14 protein-coding genes are annotated in these 17,775 nt (G+C 60.4%); 6 read left to right on the forward strand and 8 right to left on the reverse strand.

The window, feature by feature from the left end:
- Positions 1 to 26 precede the first annotated feature (26 nt).
- The 4 genes from G6K99_RS14515 to G6K99_RS14530 all read right to left on the reverse strand — a co-directional run bounded on the left by G6K99_RS14515 (position 27) and on the right by G6K99_RS14530 (position 2,126).
- Entirely contained in the window at positions 27 to 338 is a 312-nt protein-coding gene (locus tag G6K99_RS14515) for a hypothetical protein (protein ID WP_174196950.1), read from the reverse strand.
- 77 nt (positions 339 to 415) lie between these two features.
- Positions 416 to 622 carry a hypothetical protein gene (locus tag G6K99_RS14520; RefSeq protein ID WP_174196951.1) on the reverse strand — a complete coding sequence of 69 codons (207 nt, stop codon included), beginning with the start codon at positions 620 to 622 and terminating at the stop codon, positions 416 to 418.
- Between the two features lie 90 nt (positions 623 to 712).
- Entirely contained in the window at positions 713 to 949 is a 237-nt protein-coding gene (locus G6K99_RS14525) for a hypothetical protein (RefSeq protein WP_139283871.1), read from the reverse strand.
- Between the two features lie 280 nt (positions 950 to 1,229).
- The gene (locus tag G6K99_RS14530) at positions 1,230 to 2,126 is read right to left on the reverse strand and encodes a LysR family transcriptional regulator (RefSeq protein ID WP_062463095.1); all 897 of its coding nucleotides are present in this window, start codon (positions 2,124 to 2,126) and stop codon (positions 1,230 to 1,232) included.
- Positions 2,127 to 2,274: 148 nt separating this feature from the next.
- Between G6K99_RS14530 and G6K99_RS14535 the strand changes: the two genes are divergently transcribed.
- Entirely contained in the window at positions 2,275 to 3,285 is a 1,011-nt protein-coding gene (locus tag G6K99_RS14535) for an NAD(P)-dependent alcohol dehydrogenase (RefSeq protein ID WP_113110402.1), read from the forward strand.
- A 560-nt stretch (positions 3,286 to 3,845) separates the two neighbouring features.
- Complete coding sequence (locus G6K99_RS14540; RefSeq protein WP_174196952.1) at positions 3,846 to 5,483, forward strand: alpha/beta-hydrolase family protein; 1,638 nt, start codon at positions 3,846 to 3,848, stop codon at positions 5,481 to 5,483.
- 59 nt (positions 5,484 to 5,542) lie between these two features.
- Here G6K99_RS14540 and G6K99_RS14545 read toward each other — a convergent pair whose 3' ends face one another.
- Positions 5,543 to 7,012 carry an amidohydrolase family protein gene (locus G6K99_RS14545; RefSeq protein ID WP_174196953.1) on the reverse strand — a complete coding sequence of 490 codons (1,470 nt, stop codon included), beginning with the start codon at positions 7,010 to 7,012 and terminating at the stop codon, positions 5,543 to 5,545.
- A 155-nt stretch (positions 7,013 to 7,167) separates the two neighbouring features.
- Between G6K99_RS14545 and G6K99_RS14550 the strand changes: the two genes are divergently transcribed.
- Positions 7,168 to 7,965: a hypothetical protein gene (locus G6K99_RS14550; protein WP_174196954.1), complete on the forward strand. Its 798-nt coding sequence runs from the start codon at positions 7,168 to 7,170 to the stop codon at positions 7,963 to 7,965.
- A gap of 977 nt (positions 7,966 to 8,942) precedes the next feature.
- Here the strand turns inward: G6K99_RS14550 and G6K99_RS14555 are convergent.
- Positions 8,943 to 9,728, reverse strand: a complete 786-nt coding sequence (locus tag G6K99_RS14555) for a DeoR/GlpR family DNA-binding transcription regulator (protein WP_174196955.1) — start codon at positions 9,726 to 9,728, stop codon at positions 8,943 to 8,945.
- 3 nt (positions 9,729 to 9,731) lie between these two features.
- The gene (locus G6K99_RS14560) at positions 9,732 to 12,593 is read right to left on the reverse strand and encodes an FAD-binding and (Fe-S)-binding domain-containing protein (RefSeq protein WP_174196956.1); all 2,862 of its coding nucleotides are present in this window, start codon (positions 12,591 to 12,593) and stop codon (positions 9,732 to 9,734) included.
- A 252-nt stretch (positions 12,594 to 12,845) separates the two neighbouring features.
- Between G6K99_RS14560 and G6K99_RS14565 the strand changes: the two genes are divergently transcribed.
- The 3 genes from G6K99_RS14565 to G6K99_RS14575 are packed head-to-tail and all read left to right on the forward strand — an operon-like array spanning position 12,846 to position 16,893.
- Positions 12,846 to 14,240: an NAD(P)/FAD-dependent oxidoreductase gene (locus G6K99_RS14565; RefSeq protein ID WP_244631482.1), complete on the forward strand. Its 1,395-nt coding sequence runs from the start codon at positions 12,846 to 12,848 to the stop codon at positions 14,238 to 14,240.
- Entirely contained in the window at positions 14,237 to 15,481 is a 1,245-nt protein-coding gene (locus G6K99_RS14570; protein WP_174196957.1) for an NAD(P)/FAD-dependent oxidoreductase, read from the forward strand. Before G6K99_RS14565 ends, G6K99_RS14570 begins: the two co-directional genes overlap by 4 nt.
- The gene (locus G6K99_RS14575) at positions 15,478 to 16,893 is read left to right on the forward strand and encodes an FGGY family carbohydrate kinase (RefSeq protein WP_174196958.1); all 1,416 of its coding nucleotides are present in this window, start codon (positions 15,478 to 15,480) and stop codon (positions 16,891 to 16,893) included. The genes G6K99_RS14570 and G6K99_RS14575 overlap by 4 nt, the downstream gene beginning before the upstream one ends.
- 95 nt (positions 16,894 to 16,988) lie before the next feature.
- On the opposite strand, the gene G6K99_RS14580 is transcribed toward G6K99_RS14575, so the two are convergent.
- Complete coding sequence (locus G6K99_RS14580; protein WP_174196959.1) at positions 16,989 to 17,723, reverse strand: SDR family NAD(P)-dependent oxidoreductase; 735 nt, start codon at positions 17,721 to 17,723, stop codon at positions 16,989 to 16,991.
- Positions 17,724 to 17,775 lie beyond the last annotated feature (52 nt).

Raw genomic sequence — 17,775 nt, forward strand, 5'->3', positions numbered from 1 at the left:
TCAGCCGTCAAGGTGCCGCTAGTACGTTATCTGGGAGATATACACTTCGACTGGACGCCGCCTTCGCCGATGTGGACGTCATTGACTGCATCGTAGCTCAGCCGATACCGGGCGGCGCACCATGTAATATGTCGGACTTCGCTCGGCGACAGCTTGGAGGAATTCGCGGTCGCCGAACCTTGTCCATTCTCGGCATATGCCGAGACCGAGTTCCCACCGAAAGCTTCTGCGTTCGCCTGGGGCTCAGGGAACTGAAACGCATTGGCAGGGGCCACGAAAGCGGCAAACATGAGACTGCTGAAGGAGACGATGGAGGCGAGCTTGGCGACGTTGCGCATCTGAGAACCGATCTTCTATTCACTTGGAGAACGGATGTTGCGCGATTTTAGTTCCTTTCGTCGGTGCTGCGGGCTTCTTAAGAGAATTTCGGGAACCAGAAAGCGGGATCAGACGGTGGAAATTGAGAAGACAAGCCTCGCTCAGGAAGAGCATCCATCAGATCCTTAGGAAGGTCGAGCCACACTGCCGCGTCCTCAACGACCTCCGATCGTGGTTGCGCCTGCTTGAAGTCGATCACCCGCTTACTGCCCAACGGCGTGATCATCGCGAAATGGTCGTTCACATCCGACTTCCAGCAAACGGGTATTCATCAGACCACTCCCACCTATCCCAAGTGGCAGCCTTGCCCGCACCAGAAGATAAGAAGACAGGTTTAGCGCGCAGGCAGCATGGCTCGGCCGGCATTTCTAATTGTGAGCGCTGAGTCCGCCATGGGTGCGATAAGGCCGCTTGCTATCGCTGAAGCGAGGGCCTCTGTGAATTCGGCACCTTCGAGGCCATGCTTCTTCGAAAAGTTTTGCACAGCACCGCGTGTCGAAGTCGGTGATACGCCAAACTTGTTATTCTTAAAAGCGTTGACGATAATTTGGTTTGTTTCGTCCAGGGTCATGATCATTCCTATGTGATGCAACGTGCTACCAGCAACCGGATCACCTTCATAGCACCTAAACTGTCGAGCGTGTCCTTTCGTGCTCAGAGCGAGAGATTGATCGCAGGAGGCGTGTGTATGACATTGGTTTATCGCAAACTCATTTTCGCCATCCTGCTTTTCCCTCTCGCGGACAACACCATCTTCCTCAATGTCGCGCGATGCGGTCGGGTCAAAACGGTGAATTACTGGTCGCTCCTTCTGAAAGGCTGGGAAGCAATCTTTCGCATCGGCCGATCGTCTAAGAGCTCCTGGCTTTCATGAAATCGATGAATGCCCGAACAGATGCGGCCATGTGAGAGCGTTCCGAGTAGTAGAGATAGAAGCCGGGGAAGAGCTTGCAAACCGGTTCGAGCACTCGCATGAGTTCGTTGGTTTTCAAATAGGGTTCCACCAGGTCCTCGATGAGGTAAGCCAGTCCAAGTCCCTCGCGAGCTGCTGAAAGGAGTAGCTCCGTATCGTTGACGGTAACGACGTTCTCGACATCAACATCGAGGACGCCATCTGCACCTTCGAACCGCCATGGGTACAGGGCTCCCGTGCTTTTCCACTTGTAAGTGAGGCAGAGGTGGTCCTTGAGGTCGGCTGGCGCCTGGGGCGGCGGCCGATTAGCAAAATAAGAGGGTGCGCCCACAACCGCCATACGCAGATCGGGCGTGATCCGGACAGCGATCATATCCCGGCTGATTTGCCCTCCAATCCGAACGCCCGCGTCAAAACCTTCCGCAACGACATCCGTGATATCGTTGTCTATCACCAGATCAAGGCGGACCTCAGGATAGGCAAGACGGAACTGGCGCAGTCTTGGCAGAACCGCAATCTGCGCGGCAATGCTCGGCAGATTGACACGAACCACGCCCTTCGGCTCACTCTGGTAGGCTCCGACGGCCGAGACGGCGTCATCCATCCCCATCATCATCGGCTTGATGCGATCGTAGAGCACGCTTCCCGCTTCCGTCAGCCCGACACTGCGGGTGGTTCGATTAAGGAGGCGTATCCCGAGACGGCTCTCTAACGCGCGGACGATGCGGCTCAAAGCAGAAGGCGATATCGCCAGCCGTTTTGCAGCACGGCCGAACGCCCGCTCATCGCAGACTGCGACAAAGGCCTTGAGTTGGGAAAATTCCGCACCGTCCATTATGATCCTCAAAGGCAATACGTCATGCCGAATTGATACCATATTCAACCACAATCGCCATGCTGCATAACTGTGACAGAAGACAGGGTGAACGGACCGATGAACTATCGGGTCGCAGTCGTCTTCCGAAACGAGCGGAGATGCGACGATGAAGCGCTGGGAAATTGACGCGGTTGGCAGGCAGAACCTGAAACTGAACGATGTCGAAGTGCCAAAACCTGGTCCGAAAGAGGTCTTGATAAAAGTGAACGCGGTCGCGCTGAATTACCGCGACAAGATGGTTGTCGAGACAGGACGAGGACTTCCTCTCACCTTCCCTTTCACGCCGGGCTCGGACCTCGCCGGAGAAGTCGTCGGTCTCGGACAGGGCGCTTCCCGATTGAGGTTGGGCTCGAACGTCATCTCGACGGCAACGCCGGACTGGATCGACGGTCTGCGCGACGGCACTGCCCGAACGCCCGCCTATCAAACATTAGGTGGCTTTTATCCGGGTGTGCTGGCTGAATACGTCGCGATGCCGGAAGACTGGTTTGTCGTGGCACCTGAGACACTCACCGCCCGGCAGGCTTGCACACTCCCAGTCGCTGGTCTTACGGCCTGGTTTGCGCTCGTCGAGCGGGCGGGCGTTCGAGCTGGCGATACGGTGCTCATCCCGAGCACCGGGGGTGTTGCTCTGTTCGGACTGCAGATCGCAAAAGCTCACGGTGCAAGGGTGATCGTTTGTGGTCGACCTGAAAACGAAGACTACGCGAAGGCCCAGGGCGCGGACCATTTCATCGACGCAAGCACCGACTGGATGGAAACGGTTTACCAGTTGACGTCGGACCGAGGCGTGAACGTCGCCCTGGAGGTTATTGGCGGCAAGCATTTCGGCAAATCCATCCAGGTCACGACGGTGGGTGGTCATGTCTGTCAGATCGGCGCGCTCGACGGTTGGGACATCAGTTCCGCAGCTATGCCGCTGATGCTAAAGGACATAACAGTTCATGGTATTGGAACTGGGAGCAGGACGGCGCTGGAAAGGTTCGTTAGAGCGATCGATCAGACGCGTATCGTCCCTGTTGTGAACTCCTGCTATTCTCTGGCCGATCTTCCAGCGGCCTTCGACCATTTGGATCGAGGAGCATTTGGGAAAATCGTCATCGACGTAGCCGAATAGAAGATGCCGCAGTCAGCAGTCGGATCACCTGTATCAATGCCTCAAAAACTGATCGTAGCGGCACGCCGCTACGATCGCCGGTAGACGCTTCGGGCCGCATGCGGGAATAATTTCCGCACCGCGCCCCGCCAATCGGGCATTCGCGACCTTGGACCTAAATCCCGTAACCAGTCGTTCGCTGCGCCTTCGATGACAAGCCAATAGCTCTGTGAAACACTTGTCTCCGCTTCTGAAACGGGGAGACTACGCTGTCGGATCCAGTGAAGGGTTCAAATCTTGATCCCTCGAGCTGACTGGATTTGTAATGCTGTTTGATTTGCATTTGATTGCTGCTGACTTTCGATGAGTTGGCTGGCATCCCTATCGCTCATGGGCAGTCCGAACAGGTATCACTTGATCAGATGCGGCTTGAGGGCAGCAAGAACAGCCATCTCCTATTGGGTGTCGACGCCTTCGAGCACGCACCGCAAAATCAGCTTTGAGCATAGGGCAATGATGCCGGCGACGATTTCCCGCGATGGGATGCTATGGGTAGCGAAACTCCGGTTAGGAGCGGTTTGATGTACCAAATGGTCCGACGTTTTCTTGGTTCTTTGTCCCACACAGGCACGTTCATCGCGCTTGTTTTCTTTGCTGCCTCTCTCACTCCAAGTCTCTTGCCTCGGTCTTACCTGGTACAAGGAGCGCTTTCGGGCGTCTGCGCCGCCGTGGGCTATATGGCGGGCGTGGCAGTGGCTTGGCTTTGGCGATACCTGGAACTTCCTCGCGCGTCGAGCAGGGAACGACCCCTGAAGGTCGCATTCCTCATCGCTGCCATTGCCATCCTGGGTGTTTTTCTCTGGCACGCGGTCGAATGGCAAAATTCCATTCGCTCACTTTGGGGCATGGATGCGCTCGATAGCGCTGAACCTTTGAAACTGGCGGCCGTTGCCATCCTCGCCTTCGCCGTGCTGCTCTTTACAGGACGTGTCTTTCAGCTTGCGGCTCGCGGTCTTTCGGGGTGGATCAACAGGTACGTTCCTCGACGGGTGGCGAACGCCCTAGGCGTAACACTGGCCGCCCTGTTGTTCTGGACTGCCGGGCAGGGGCTGCTGCTGCGATGGGCGCTGGACGCAACGGATGCCTCGTTCCAGCAAGTTGATGCCCTGATTGACGACGACACTCCTGCACCGACCGACCAGGCGAAAACCGGGAGTGCATCTTCACTGGTTTCGTGGGAGGGCCTTGGACTGCAAGGGCGCCGTTTTGTCAGCTCTGGCCCCACTGCGCCCGACGTCGGCGCGTTCTGGCAGCAGACAGCCGAAAAGCCGATCCGCGCCTATGTCGGGCTCAACAACGGCGAGACGGTGGAAGCAAGAGCCGCGCTCGCCCTGAGAGAGCTTCAGCGACAGGGCGGTTTCGATCGGTCGATCCTCGTCATTATCGTCCCGACAGGAACCGGATGGGTTGATCCAGCCGCCATGGACACGCTCGAGTTTCTTCACCGCGGCGATGTGGCCAGCGTCGCGCTCCAATATTCCTATCTTGCGAGCTGGTTGTCTTTGATGGTGGAGCCGGACAATGGTCAGGCTGCGGCGAGGGCATTGTTCACCGAAGTCTACAGCCACTGGAAAACGCTTCCGCGTGAACGGCGGCCGAAGCTTTATCTGTATGGCTTGAGCCTCGGTGCGCTCAATTCGCAGCTATCGACGGACATCTATGATGTTGTGGCCGATCCGTTCCAGGGAGCACTTTGGACCGGTCCCCCATTCCGTAGTCAAAGATGGCGCACAATCACAGATCAGCGGCAAGACCTTTCGCCTGCGTGGCTTCCCAGGTTTCGCGATGGTTCCTTGGTGCGCTTTGCGAACCAAGCATCCCCTCCTGTCCAGTTTGATGCGTCCTGGGGACCGATACGGTTTGTCTACTTGCAATATGCCAGTGACCCGATCGTCTTTTTTGAAACTGCTTCGTTGTTCAAGGAGCCGGATTGGATGAAGGGGGAAAGAGGCCCGGATGTCTCGCCGCGGCTCAGGTGGTTTCCCGTGGTGACCATGCTGCAACTGACATTTGACATGGCGATCGGCACAACATCGCCAATGGGGTTTGGCCACGTCTATGCACCGGAGGACTACATCGACAGTTGGATCGCATTGACCGATCCGCCCAATATGGATCACTCGGTGGTCGAGCAACTCAAGGCGCGGTTTGCCAAGTGACCGATTTCGGCGTGATCCAATAATCTCCGTGGGAGGGGACGGCCAGAGGACGAACTGATCTACGCAGCAATGTTCTTGTTCAACTGCCCATCCTTCATGATCACAAGGAAGTTTTTCGCCGGGTCCTCGATCAAGGCGATGTCCGCAATCGGGTCGCCGTCGACCAGCAACAAGTCGGCGAGTGCGCCTTCCTGAACCACGCCCAGCTTGCCTTCGTAAGGGCTCCGAAGGCCGGAGAGCGCGAGTAGCTGGCCATTGTCCCCCGTCGCCATCTTCAGGATTTCGGCAGGCTTGTACCAGCGGGCGAGTTTTGTGAGTTGTGCACCCTGCCGCGCGGCTGCCTTATCATCGAACAGCGTGTCGGTACCCCAGGCCGTCTTGACCTTGTGCTTCTTGGCAAGCGCGTAGGCGGCGTCGGTGCCGGAAAACATCTGCAGTTGCTTGCGTCTGTTGGGCGACCCCTCGGCAAAGGGCGTTGCGTCCTGATCGTCCAGAAAGGGCTGTAGGCACCACCAGATACCTTTTTCCGCTAGCAGGGCCACCGTCTCGTCGTCGAGCAGGTTGCCATGCTCTATGCACCGAACGCCAGCGGCGACCGCCTGGGCGACTGCTTTTGGCGTATAGGCATGAACCGTCGCATAGGTCCCCCAGTTCTCCGAAGCGCCGACGCCCGCTTCCATTTCCTCAAGCGTGAACTGCGTCACATCGAGCGGGTCGAACGCGGATGACACGCCTCCACCGGCCATGATCTTGATCTGCGACGCGCCGAGTGCCAGTTGTTCGCGGGCGCGCTTTCGGACCGTGCCGGGATCGTCGGCAATGGCCGAGCCGCCCACACGCTCACTGTAGGTGAAATCGTCCGGCCGCGCGGGGAGGTCGATCGGAAGCCTGAAGTCGCCGTGGCCACCCGTTTGCGAAATGAACGCACCCGATGGCCAGATCCTGGGCCCGGGAACGAGCCCGGCATCGATGCCGCGCTTCAACCCGAAGCAGGGGCCGCCCATATCGCGAATTGTGGTGAACCCCCTCATCAAGGTGTCGTTGGCCGCCTTCACTGCCGCGACATTGATGAAGCCGATATCAGACGTCAGGACGGCCAATTGGGGAACCGTCGCAAACATGATGTGGGTATGCGCGTCGATCATGCCCGGCATCAGCGTTCGCCCGCCGCCCGCTATTCGCGTGACGGAAAGGTCGGCTGGAATCTGGATCGGTGACGGTGAAATCGACGTTATCCGGTTTCCGATCACCAGCACATTGGATGGATTGGACAATGTTTCCGACATACCGTCGAATATGCGCACATTTTCGAACAACACGGCTTTTGTCGGCGTTGCTTGAGCCTGCACGGCGCTCGGCAGACCCGCCAGCCCGAACCCCGCCAGCACCGCAGCGGCGCCGACGAAAAATCCGCGGCGCCGGAGATCGGCATTCATTCGGTGCGTGAGCGTCTGCAATACGGGATCGCAACATTTGCACGGCAGGTCGCTGGTGAGATGATCGTACTTCGTGCCAAACCGAAATCTCATGCTTCCCCCCTCCGCGAGCATCACGACACAAGCATACGCCCGCATTCAGTTTTCCACGAAAAGTCGAAATAGGTTACGCGTGAATAACCACTGCTTGCAAGCAAAAACTATAGTGATATCGTGGAAGTACGCACAGGTTCCGATGGGAGAAACCTATGTTTTACAACATCATTCTCGCGGCTGGACTTACGCTCGCATCGTCGCTTCCCGCATCCGCCGAAGATCAGGCGACTGATCTACTTGCTGACCGTGAATGGAGCATCATCGTCAGTCCCTATGTCTGGGCTGCGTCCCTGGATGGCGATGCGTCGCTGGCAGGTTTGGATAGCAATGTCGATATTCCGTTTTCGGATATTTTCAAACATCTCGATCTTGCGGCCATGGGCAATGTCGAAGTGACTAACGGACTTTTCGGATTCTACTTTGATGGACAGTACGTTCAGACGAGCCAGGACGAGGATCTCGGCGACTTCGAGGTCGGCTTGAAGATCAAGACGACTATTCTGGCAGCCGGCGCTTACTACCGCGTCTACGACCTCGCACTTGGGGGCGACACGGTGTTTGGTGAACCGCGGCATTTCACCGTCGAGCCTACGGTCGGCATCCGTTGGACAAAACTCGAAGCGCATGCTGATGCAGGCTTCACCTCGGCAAACAAGTCTGCGGACTGGCTTGACCCGTTCGTGGGCATGCGTCTGAGCACAGACCTTTCCGACCGGTGGAACCTGGCCGGCGAAGCCGACATTGGCGGGTTAGATATTGGTTCGAAGCTCGCAGTAAATGCCCAGGCCTATCTCGGATACCGGACCTACATGTTCAATCATCCAACGATTTTGCGCGTTGGGTATCGTGTGCTTTCGCAAGACTACGAAACGGACGATTTCACCGGAAACAAATTTCGCTGGGACGTTACCCAGCATGGCCCGGTGTTGGGCTTTTCCATGCGTTTCTGACAGTGTCTCGATCCCAGTGATCTGCATCTGCAATCAAGTCAGCGAGGACGTCAGGATGTCCAGCAGACAGCGTGCGATCCCGAAATGAACGTGGATAGCGCCAGCGCGGGCATCCGCTTCTGGAGCTGACGGTCCAGCGATGTTCTCGTGGAGCGCTGTTCCGACTTCAACCTCGGCCGTGGTCCTCGGAAGTTAGGCTTCGCTGGTGGCTGCTTTCTGCGAGAGAAGTCCCTATAGCTGATAGTCTTCTCACGGTCCATTCCGTCCGTTCCGGAGCTCAGTCGTTGCCCAACCAAAAGAACAACAATGCCTCAAAGTTAGTGAACTCCGCGGTAGCCGGTCCGATTCCGTTCAAGGTGGTCGATTTTACAAGTCACGCTGCACTCGGGCCCCGCAACCAAATCATCTCAAAACACCCGTAGCGATAAGCTGCGGGTGTTTTGCGTTCGTGGCCGACCCAAACCGCATCGACAGCCGATACGTCGCATCTGCCAGAGACGGAAGGCGACGGGTGGGCTCCGAGTTGCTGGCCTTCCCCTCAGTCAATCCTGACAACTCTTCGAGCGACGCTTGTGTTGGTAGCCCTCTGCCACGGCCGCAGACGTCGCTGGACGGGTGCAGGTTTCAGCGTTCAAATGATATTCCAAGGCCGCGTTACTTCTTCAGGTTTGACCTGAGACCCAACGCCCTCCATTTCTTAAGAGTCTTGAGTTCTTAATCTGGCCTCATGCGGCCTGTTTTCCCCATAGCCATTATCATCGCGAACTGTTGTGGATCTCGGCTTCTTCAATGATCCAGCGTCAGCTTTCCATCGCGCAGATGACGGCAGTCGGCGAGCAGCGTCTACACCGCTGCGATGGCATCACCTCCATAGTCCTGCAGGATCTCGGCCAACGAAAAAAGCGGCGTCACGAGGCGTCTCGCCGGAGATGGGATCTGCGGACATAGGCTACCCTTCGCGCCGTAGTCTTGTCCCGCTAGGAGGCGGTTGAACCAGCGAGGATCACATCGACGCAAGCCGCAGCCAATGCCGTAGCCATTTCCAGGGTGGGAGGGCTGTCAGTGACCAGCCGCGTCACCTCTGTCAGGCCCGCCACCTCGAAGACGGCCGGACGACCCAGTTTGTCATGATCGGCCAGAACGGTTACGCTCTGCGCCTGCGCAATCATGGCGCGTGCCATCTCGGTTTCCCGCAGGTCGTAGTCCATAATGGCGGTGGTGGTGATTGCACCGACGGTCAGAACGACGTGTTCGGCTTTGAAAAAGGCGGTCTGCGCGATTGCCATCGCCCCCAATGTCTCACGGCCTTCCGCGGCCACTTCGCCGCCGAGTAAATAGACTCGGTGGCGCATCTCCGCCTTTGCCAGAATCCGGGCGATCTGCGGAGAATTGGTGATCACCGTCATGTTGCGCCGCCTTGCCAGAGCCTCGGCAAAGGCGATCGTGGTCGAACCGGTGTCGATAAACAGCACCGAGCCCTCGGCGAATAGGGATGCAGCCTGACGGGCGATGGCGGCTTTTTCCGCCTTCCGTTCGTTCAAGCGCGCGTCGAACTCGTTCTCGTAGAGGGAAGCCTCCTTGAGTTTCAGGGCACGCGCGCCGCCATGAAATTTGCGGATGTGACCGCCGATGTCGAGATCGGAGAGATCCCGCCTGACCGTCTCGCGCGAGGCGCCAAAGCGTTCGGCCAGGTCCTCGACGGTGACTTCGCCGATTTCCTCGAGAACCCGAAGAATGGCCTCACGTCTGGCTGCCGGTCTCATCGTCTATCCTTTCACGGTCGCTGGCGCTTGCAGCAACTGCCGTAGCAAGGAGACCGGGTGCTGCAGCTCGATGCCGGTGACATGCCTGGTCTGACACCGGCAGGAAAAACCCGTAGCCAGGATGGCATCTACGCCCGGCACCGTCGCGGCTTTCCAGCTATGATGAAAAATCTCGTCCGACTTGGCACGATTGACAGTTTCATGCCCCCACATTCCCGCCATGCCGCAGCACCCGGTAGGAGGCATGTGAAGCGAGATGCCGAAACGATCGAAGATAGTTCGCCACTCGGCGGTGACGCCGGTACCGAGAACCCGTTCGCTGCAATGGGGCAGAAGCCGCACTGCCATTTGCGACGTCCGGGCCGGTAACGCGGCGATCAGCGGCGCAAGCAACTGCTGCGGCAGCGCGACGGACGGCGTGTCATCGGGATAGTCGGTGCGATAGGAGAGTGTCACCGGCGGCTCGAGCCCCATCAGCGGCACGCCGCTTGCGGCGATCGCCTTGAGGCCATCCTTCTGCCTTTCCGCTTGGCGTGAAAATCCGGCCAGCCGGCCGAGGACCTTCCGGGCCTTGCCGGATGGCCGATAAGGGGCCAGCCACAGTCTTTTCTGAAGGTGGGTCATGACGAAGTCGAGATCCGCGACGACCTGCGGCTCGAAAAATTGGGTAAAAGCGTCGGGCACCAAAACCACATCGATCTTCGGGTCGAGCCCAGCGATATCGGCTTGTTTCAGCCAGCGAAGCCCTCGAACCTGCTTCGGCATGCTTGGCAGCGCCGTCAGGCCGATGGCGGACATCAACGCCGCGCCAGGGCCCTCGGTCATCAGATTGAAACCCCAGCGGAATTTTGCGGCAAGCGGCAGCAGGCCTTCCAGATGGGCGAGCGCGGTGTCACGCAGGGACCGGCGATGGCGCCGATAAAAACTGTTGAGAAACAGCGAGCGGATGGAGGGTACGTCGACACGCACCGGACATTGGCTGGTACAGGCCCCGCAGCTGAGACAGCCGTCGATCGCCTGCTTGACCTCGATTTCGAACTGCGGATCGGCACGACCCTCCGGGCCGCCTTGCCGCAACCATTCGCGCACCAGCCCGACCCGTCCCTTCGGCGAGTGTCGTCGGTCGCCGGTGACCTTGTAGGAGGGGCACATGACGTCATCGAGGGTGCGGTTGAAACAGGCACCATTGCCGTTGCAGCCAAAAGCGGAGGAATATTCGATGCGCAGATCGGCCGGCACGGTGCGGTCGTTCTGGCCGCGCAGTGCGACCTCGTCGATCCTCCACAAAGGCCCGTTGTCGGGCGTCGCGATCTTGCCGGGGTTCATCTGGTTGCGCGGATCAAAGGCCGCCTTGATCCGCTGCAGCGACGGGTAGAGCGGGCCAAAAACCTCGGGCACGAATTCGGAACGGACGCCTTTACCATGCTCGCCCCAGAGAAGGCCGCCGTGGCTGCGCGCCAGCGCCACGACGGCCTCGGTCACGCGCCGGATCAGCGGTTCCTGGGCGGGATCGGTGAGGTCGATCGCCGGGCGCACATGCAGGACGCCGGCATCGACATGGCCGAACATGCCGTAGGCCAGTCCCTCGCGATCGAGGATTGCCCGGAAACCGCCAATGAAGGGCTCGAGGTTTTCGGGCGGAACGGCGCAGTCTTCGACAAAGGGGATTGGTCGCTTGTCGCCGATGGCGCGTCCGAGCAGGCCAACGGCGGCCTTGCGCAGTCCCCATACCAGCTCGACCTCGCGGCCGTTGGCAACCGTCATTGCCAGCCGCGCGGGCAGGCCTGCAAGTTGTGTCACCAGCGCTGCAATCCGCTCGGCAAGCGTTGCCGGATCGTCGTCGGTGAATTCGACGATGTTGACCCCTTGCGCACCGGCCTGCGGAAAAAGATGTGCGACGGCGGAAAAGGTCGGCTCCTCGCGCGCCAGGCCGAGCACGCGGCTGTCGATGGTTTCGACCGACGTCGCGCCGAGCACGGCCATTTCACGCGCATCCCGAAGAGCCGACTGGAAATCGGGGTAGAAGATCAGGATCAGCGAGGCTGCCGTCGGAATGGGCAGGACATTCAGCCTCGCCTCGGCAATCAGTGCCAGCGTGCCTTCCGAACCGCAGAGGACCGCTGCCGGATCGATCGTGTCGCCCTCACGGATGTGGGCAAGGTCGTATCCCGTCAGCGACCGGTTGAGTTTCGGAAACCGCGCCTCGATCAGCTCCGCCTGGCTGGCCGAGATATCGTCAAGACAAGCGAGTATCTCGCCTGCACGGCCGCTGATCGTCGGGTCGAGCGGCGCCCGGCGGGTTTCCAGGATCTCGCCGCCAACCAGCACAGCACGCAGGTTGATGACATGGTTGGAGGTCTTGCCGTAGACGCAGGACCCCTGTCCGCAGGCATCGGTGGAGATCATGCCGCCAAGTGTCGCGCGTGACGAGGTCGACAGTTCCGGAGCAAAGAACAGGCCGAGCGGTTTCAGCGCTGCGTTCAGCTGGTCCTTGATGACCCCGGGCTCAACCCGTACCCAGCCTTGTTCGGCGTTGATTTCGAGGATCCCGGTCATGTGGCGTGAACAATCGACCACCAGGCCATTGCCAAGCGACTGGCCGTTGGTGCCCGTGCCTCCGCCGCGTGGGCGCAAAACGATGCCGTGGAAACGCGGCTCGTCGAGCAGACGTGCGATCAGCACGAGATCGTTCTCCTCCATCGGCCAGGCCACGGCATCCGGCAGAAGCTGGTAGATCGAATTGTCCGTCGCCAAAACCACACGATCCGATGCAGCGACGGTCGCGTCGCCACGGAAACCCTTCGATTTCAGGGTGTCTACGAAGGCGTTGTAATCCGCGGATTGCAGGAGGGCGGGAGACGTCACTTACGTTACCTCGGCACAAGAAATGCGATCACAGCGCCGCATGCGATCTTTCATGAGCATCTGCAAGTTGGTGCATTGGACCACCGTTCTCCGTCACTAGCACGATTAATCGACACACAAAACAACACATTCAGTCAATAAAATGACCGAACGTACAATTTATTCTCGTCAAACAGCGATGACAACGGTAAGCATGGGCGACGTTCTCGGGTGACCGCCACCCGACGGTGTGCGCTGACAAGGAGACCGCTTTTGGTTGCTTTCGGCAATCCTGTGGACACAGCCATCATCGGTGCCGGTGTCGTCGGCTGTGCCATGGCGCGCCGTTTTTGCCTGGAAGGTGCCAGTGTCGTCGTTCTCGAGCGGGCGCCCGATATCCTATCTGGCGCATCGAAAGCCAACAGCGCCATCCTGCACACCGGTTTCGATGCGCCGCCCGGCAGCGTCGAGCTGCAATGCATGCAGGCGGGTTACGCTGAATACATGCAGATCCGCGAGGATTTCAACCTTCCGATCCTCGACACCGGTGCGATGGTTGCTGCCTGGAGTGACAGCGAGGAGGCCCGGCTTCCCGAACTGCTGGAGCAGGCGCTCCTCAACGGAGTTGCCGACGCCCGGCTTCTCAGCCGCGCCGAGGTAGTCGCCCGCGAACCGGCTTTGGGGGCACATGTGCGGGCGGCACTTCTCGTCCCGCGCGAGGTCATCATCGATCCATGGTCGGCGCCACTCGCCTATGCGATGCAGGCCAAGGCATTGGGCGCGGGGTTTCACTTCAATGCCGGGCTGTTGTCGGCCCGTTTCGATGGCGATCTGTGGCATCTTCAAACGCCCATTGGCACGCTGACTGCCCGCAGCGTCATCAACGCTGCAGGTATTCACGGCGATAGCGTCGAACGCATGCTAATCGGCGGCTCGCAGTTTGAGATTCGTCCGCGAAAAGGTCAGTTCGTCGTCTTCGACAAGGCTGCCGCCAAACATCTCCGAACGATCCTGCTGCCGGTGCCGACGGCCCGCACCAAGGGGGTGGTGCTCACACGAACGATCTTCGGCAACCTGCTGGTCGGACCGACGGCGGAGGAACAGGAAGAGCGCGATCGCCCCGATGTCACCTGTCCGGAACTCGATATGCTGATCGCCAAGGCCGTCGAACTGGTACCGGCATTGGCGCAGGCCCAGGTGACGGCCGTTTATGCCGGCTTGCGACCGGCCTCCGAGGAGAAACACTATCGTCTGCACAGCCTTCCGGAAAAGGGCTATTTCTGCGCCGGCGGCATACGCTCCACCGGGCTGACTGCGGCGCTCGGGATTGCCCGCCATGTCCATGGATTATGGGCGCAGGACCGAACTGCCGGCGGCAAACCGATCACGGCGCCGCCGATCTTCCCGTTGCCTAATCTGGCCGAGCACCTGCCGCGTGACTGGCAGGTGCCCGGGCATGGCGGCATCGTCTGTCATTGCGAAATGGTGACCGGGCGGGAGATCGAGGCCGCGCTGAGCAGCCCCCTGCCGCCCGGCGATTTTGGCGGGCTGCGGCGACGCACGCGCTGTGCCATGGGGCGTTGTCAGGGGTTCAACTGTCTAGCCCGTCTGAACAGCCTCACCGAAGGCCGGCTGTCGGTGCCGATCGCACCGGAGGCCGACCGATGAGCGCGGCTTCTTACGACGTTGCGATCGTCGGCGGTGGTCCGGCCGGGCTTTCCGCTGCCATCGAGTTGAGAGCCCGTGGCGTGGCGAAGGTCGCGCTCTTCGAGCGTGGAGACGAGGCCGGCGGCATCCCCCGACACTGCGGCCATCCACTTTTCGGCATGCGCGAGTTCGGACGCATCCTGACAGGACCTGCCTATGCGCGCCGCCTCGTGGCCGCAGCACTGGCTGCTGGAGTCACCGTCCTGCCGAAACATACGGTCGTCCATACCGGCCCCGGCGGCCGGCTGACAGTCGCGAGCCCCAACGGCATCGAGACGATCCAGGCAGCCCGCATCCTGATCGCCACCGGTGCCCGCGAGGCCACCCGGGCGCAGTTGCTGGTGCCCGGCCTGCGGCCGCTGGGTGTGATGAATACGGCAGCGCTTCAGGCCTTCGTCTACCAGGGAGGGCGTGTGCCGTTTCGACGTCCGCTCATCGTCGGCAGCGAACTGGTGTCATTGTCGGCCATCCTCACCTGTCGAAGCCATGGCATCCGCCCCATCGCCATGGTGGAGAGTGAACTTGACGTCCAGGCCCGGCGGGCATTCTTTGCCTTGCCCCGTCTGCTTCGCGTGCCCGTCATGACAGGCGCGCAAATCCTTGCCATCGAAGGTCGTCCGCGGGTGACCTCTGTGCGGTTGCGGCTGGCCGACGGCACGGAGACGCTATTGGCGTGCGATGGCGTGATCTTTTCCGGCCGCTTCGTTCCCGAGGCGGCCCTGGCGGAAGCGAGCGCCCTCGTGCTCGATCCGGCAACCGGTGGCCCGGAAATCGACCAGCACGGTCGAGGCTCCGATCGCGCCATATTTTTCGCCGGCAACATGGTTCACCCAATCGAGACGGCAGGTCATTGCTGGGCCGAGGGTCGCCGCGTTGCCGGGCTGATTGCCGCCGAACTTGCGGATCGGGCAAAATCTGAACCGAAAGAGACGCCTGGCCGCCGCGTCATTGCCGGCGCCGGGCTGAAGTACGTGGTCCCGCAGCGTCTGACGACCGAAGGCACGGGCACCGCACCGGTTTTGAATGTGCGCGCGCTCGGGGCTGCCAACGGGCAATTGATCCTGTCGAATGGCAGCGGCACCATCCTGCGATCACAAAGCATCAACGCCGCACCGCAGAAACCAATCCGCTTTTCCCTGGCTGGGCTGGACCTTGCTGGCGAGAGCAGCGATCTTAGGTTGCGACTGGAGCCGAAGGCATGAGCATTTTCCTGGCCCTCGATCAGGGTACCACCTCAACGCGCGCCCTCAAGGTCGCAGCAGACGGCACGGCCAGCATCGTCTTTTCCGCGGCGCATGCGCAGCATTTCTCCGGTACGGATCGGGTCGAACACGAGCCTGAGGAACTGCTCGCCAATCTGCGCGCGGCGCTCTCCGCCGCGGGCGAAGTCACTGCGATCGGTTTGTCCAATCAGGGTGAAAGCTGCCTTGCCTGGGATGCGATCGATGGAAGACCGCTCTCGCCCGTCATCGTCTGGCAGGACCGCCGGACGGCGGCGCAGGTCGCCGCCCTTTCCCCTGTGCAAGCCGAGATCATGGCGCTCTCCGGCCTTCCGCTCAGCCCCTATTTTTCCGCCGCAAAACTGGCCTGGCTCTTGGAGAACAATGACGACGTCAAGGAGGCGCGGCGTGCCGGCAGACTGATGCTCGGCACCACCGATGCGTTTTTCCTGCAGCGGCTTACCGGACGCGCGGCAACCGACATCACCACCGCCTCGCGCACGTCCCTGATGAATATCGCAACCGGCGAGTGGGACAGCAGGCTCTGCCAAATTTTCGGCGTTCCGATCGAATGCCTGCCCCCCATTCTGCCGACCGTCGGCGATTTTGGAGACATTGACGGCACACCGCTGACGGCATCGGTGGTGGATCAGCAGGCGGCCCTTTACGGTCATGGCTGCCGGGTCGCGGGTGACACCAAGATTACCTTCGGCACCGGCGCCTTCGCACTGTCGCTCACCGGCCCGAACCGGCGACCGGCTGGCCAGAACGGCCTGCTTCCGACCGTTGCCTGGTCGATTCGTGGCGAAACCAGTTATGCGACAGACGGTGGCGTCCATGCCGCCGGCGCGGCGATCAATTGGGCCCAGAGAATAGGGCTTCTGAATGAGCCGGCCGAACTCAATGCCTTTGCAGCAGGTCCGGCCATCGACCGCGGCCTGGCCTTCGTGCCGGCGCTGGCAGGCCTCGGGAGCCCGCATTGGGATGACAGCGCCGCCGGGCTTTTCATCGGCATGACAGGGGCAACGACCCGCCAGGACATGCAGCAGGCGCTGATCGAAGGCATTGCGTTGCGAGCCAGCGAAATCGTCGTGGCCATGGCGTCAGATGCGCCGGTCACGCGGATATCGGTGGATGGCGGCGTCAGCCGTTCCCGTTATCTGTGCCAGTTTCTTGCCGACACGACGGGGTGCACAGTGGTCATCCCCAGTGTCGACGAACTGACCGCCTACGGCACCGCCCAGCTTGCCGCCTGTGCGCTGGGCGAAACGTTGGAGACCCCGCAGCCTTCGCAAATCATTACCCCCGACCCGTGTGACGGGGCAGTGCGGCTCGCCCGGTTCGCGCAAGCGGTGGATCGGTCCAGAGACTGGCACACGCTAGCCGTTAAATAGCTCTGTGGAGATGGCACCCGGTTGATGGAATTGCATCGTCCGGGCTGAAAACCTGTCATCCCCTGCCGCTGCAAGCTCCGCACGCCGTGGCCGCGTCAGACATGTTGGCCGCCATTGATGTGGATTTCCGCGCCATTGATATAGGCGGATGTTTCGCTGCAGAGAAAGTGGATTGTCTCTGCCACTTCCCGCGGCGTGCCGAGCCTTTTCATCGGCACATTTGCTTCCACCAGAAGGTCCGTGCCCTCCGACAGGATCGCGGTGTCAATTTCACCCGGTGCGATGGCATTGGCACGAACGCCATGCGGGCCGAACTCATGGGCGATTTCCCGCGTCAGGGCCGCAAGGCCCGCCTTCGAGGCCGCATAGGCAACGCCAGCAAACGGGTGCACGCGCGAGCCGGCAATCGACGTGACGTTGACGATCGATCCTTTCGCAGCCTCCAGTTCGGGCAGAAGCGCCCGCGCGAGCAAAGCGATGGAAACGAGATTGACATTCAGCACCGTCGTCCAGGTGGCGGCGTCGGAACCGATGACGCCGAGGCGGGCGCCACCTTCACCTTTGGGCGAAATGCCCGCATTGTTGACCAGCGCATACAGCCCCGCGCCATTCAGTCGCTCGCGAACGTCGGCCGCCAGCTTGTCGATCTGCGTCAGGTCGGCGAGATCTGCCTGGATATGGCTTTCACGGGCCGAGGGCCACAGGCACTCCTCCGAAAAAGGTTGGCGTGACACGGTAAGGACACGCCAGCCTTTTTCCAGGAACAGCTTGACCGTTGCATGTCCGATGCCACGGCTTGCACCCGTCAGAAGGATAGAGGGTTGTGTCATGGGTCATCTCCTTGGGATGGGGCAGTCGACCCTGTCCTGGCAATGGTACGAT

Source organism: Neorhizobium sp. AL 9.2.2, assembly GCF_013317225.1.
In the GTDB taxonomy this organism is placed as follows: domain Bacteria; phylum Pseudomonadota; class Alphaproteobacteria; order Rhizobiales; family Rhizobiaceae; genus Neorhizobium; species Neorhizobium soli.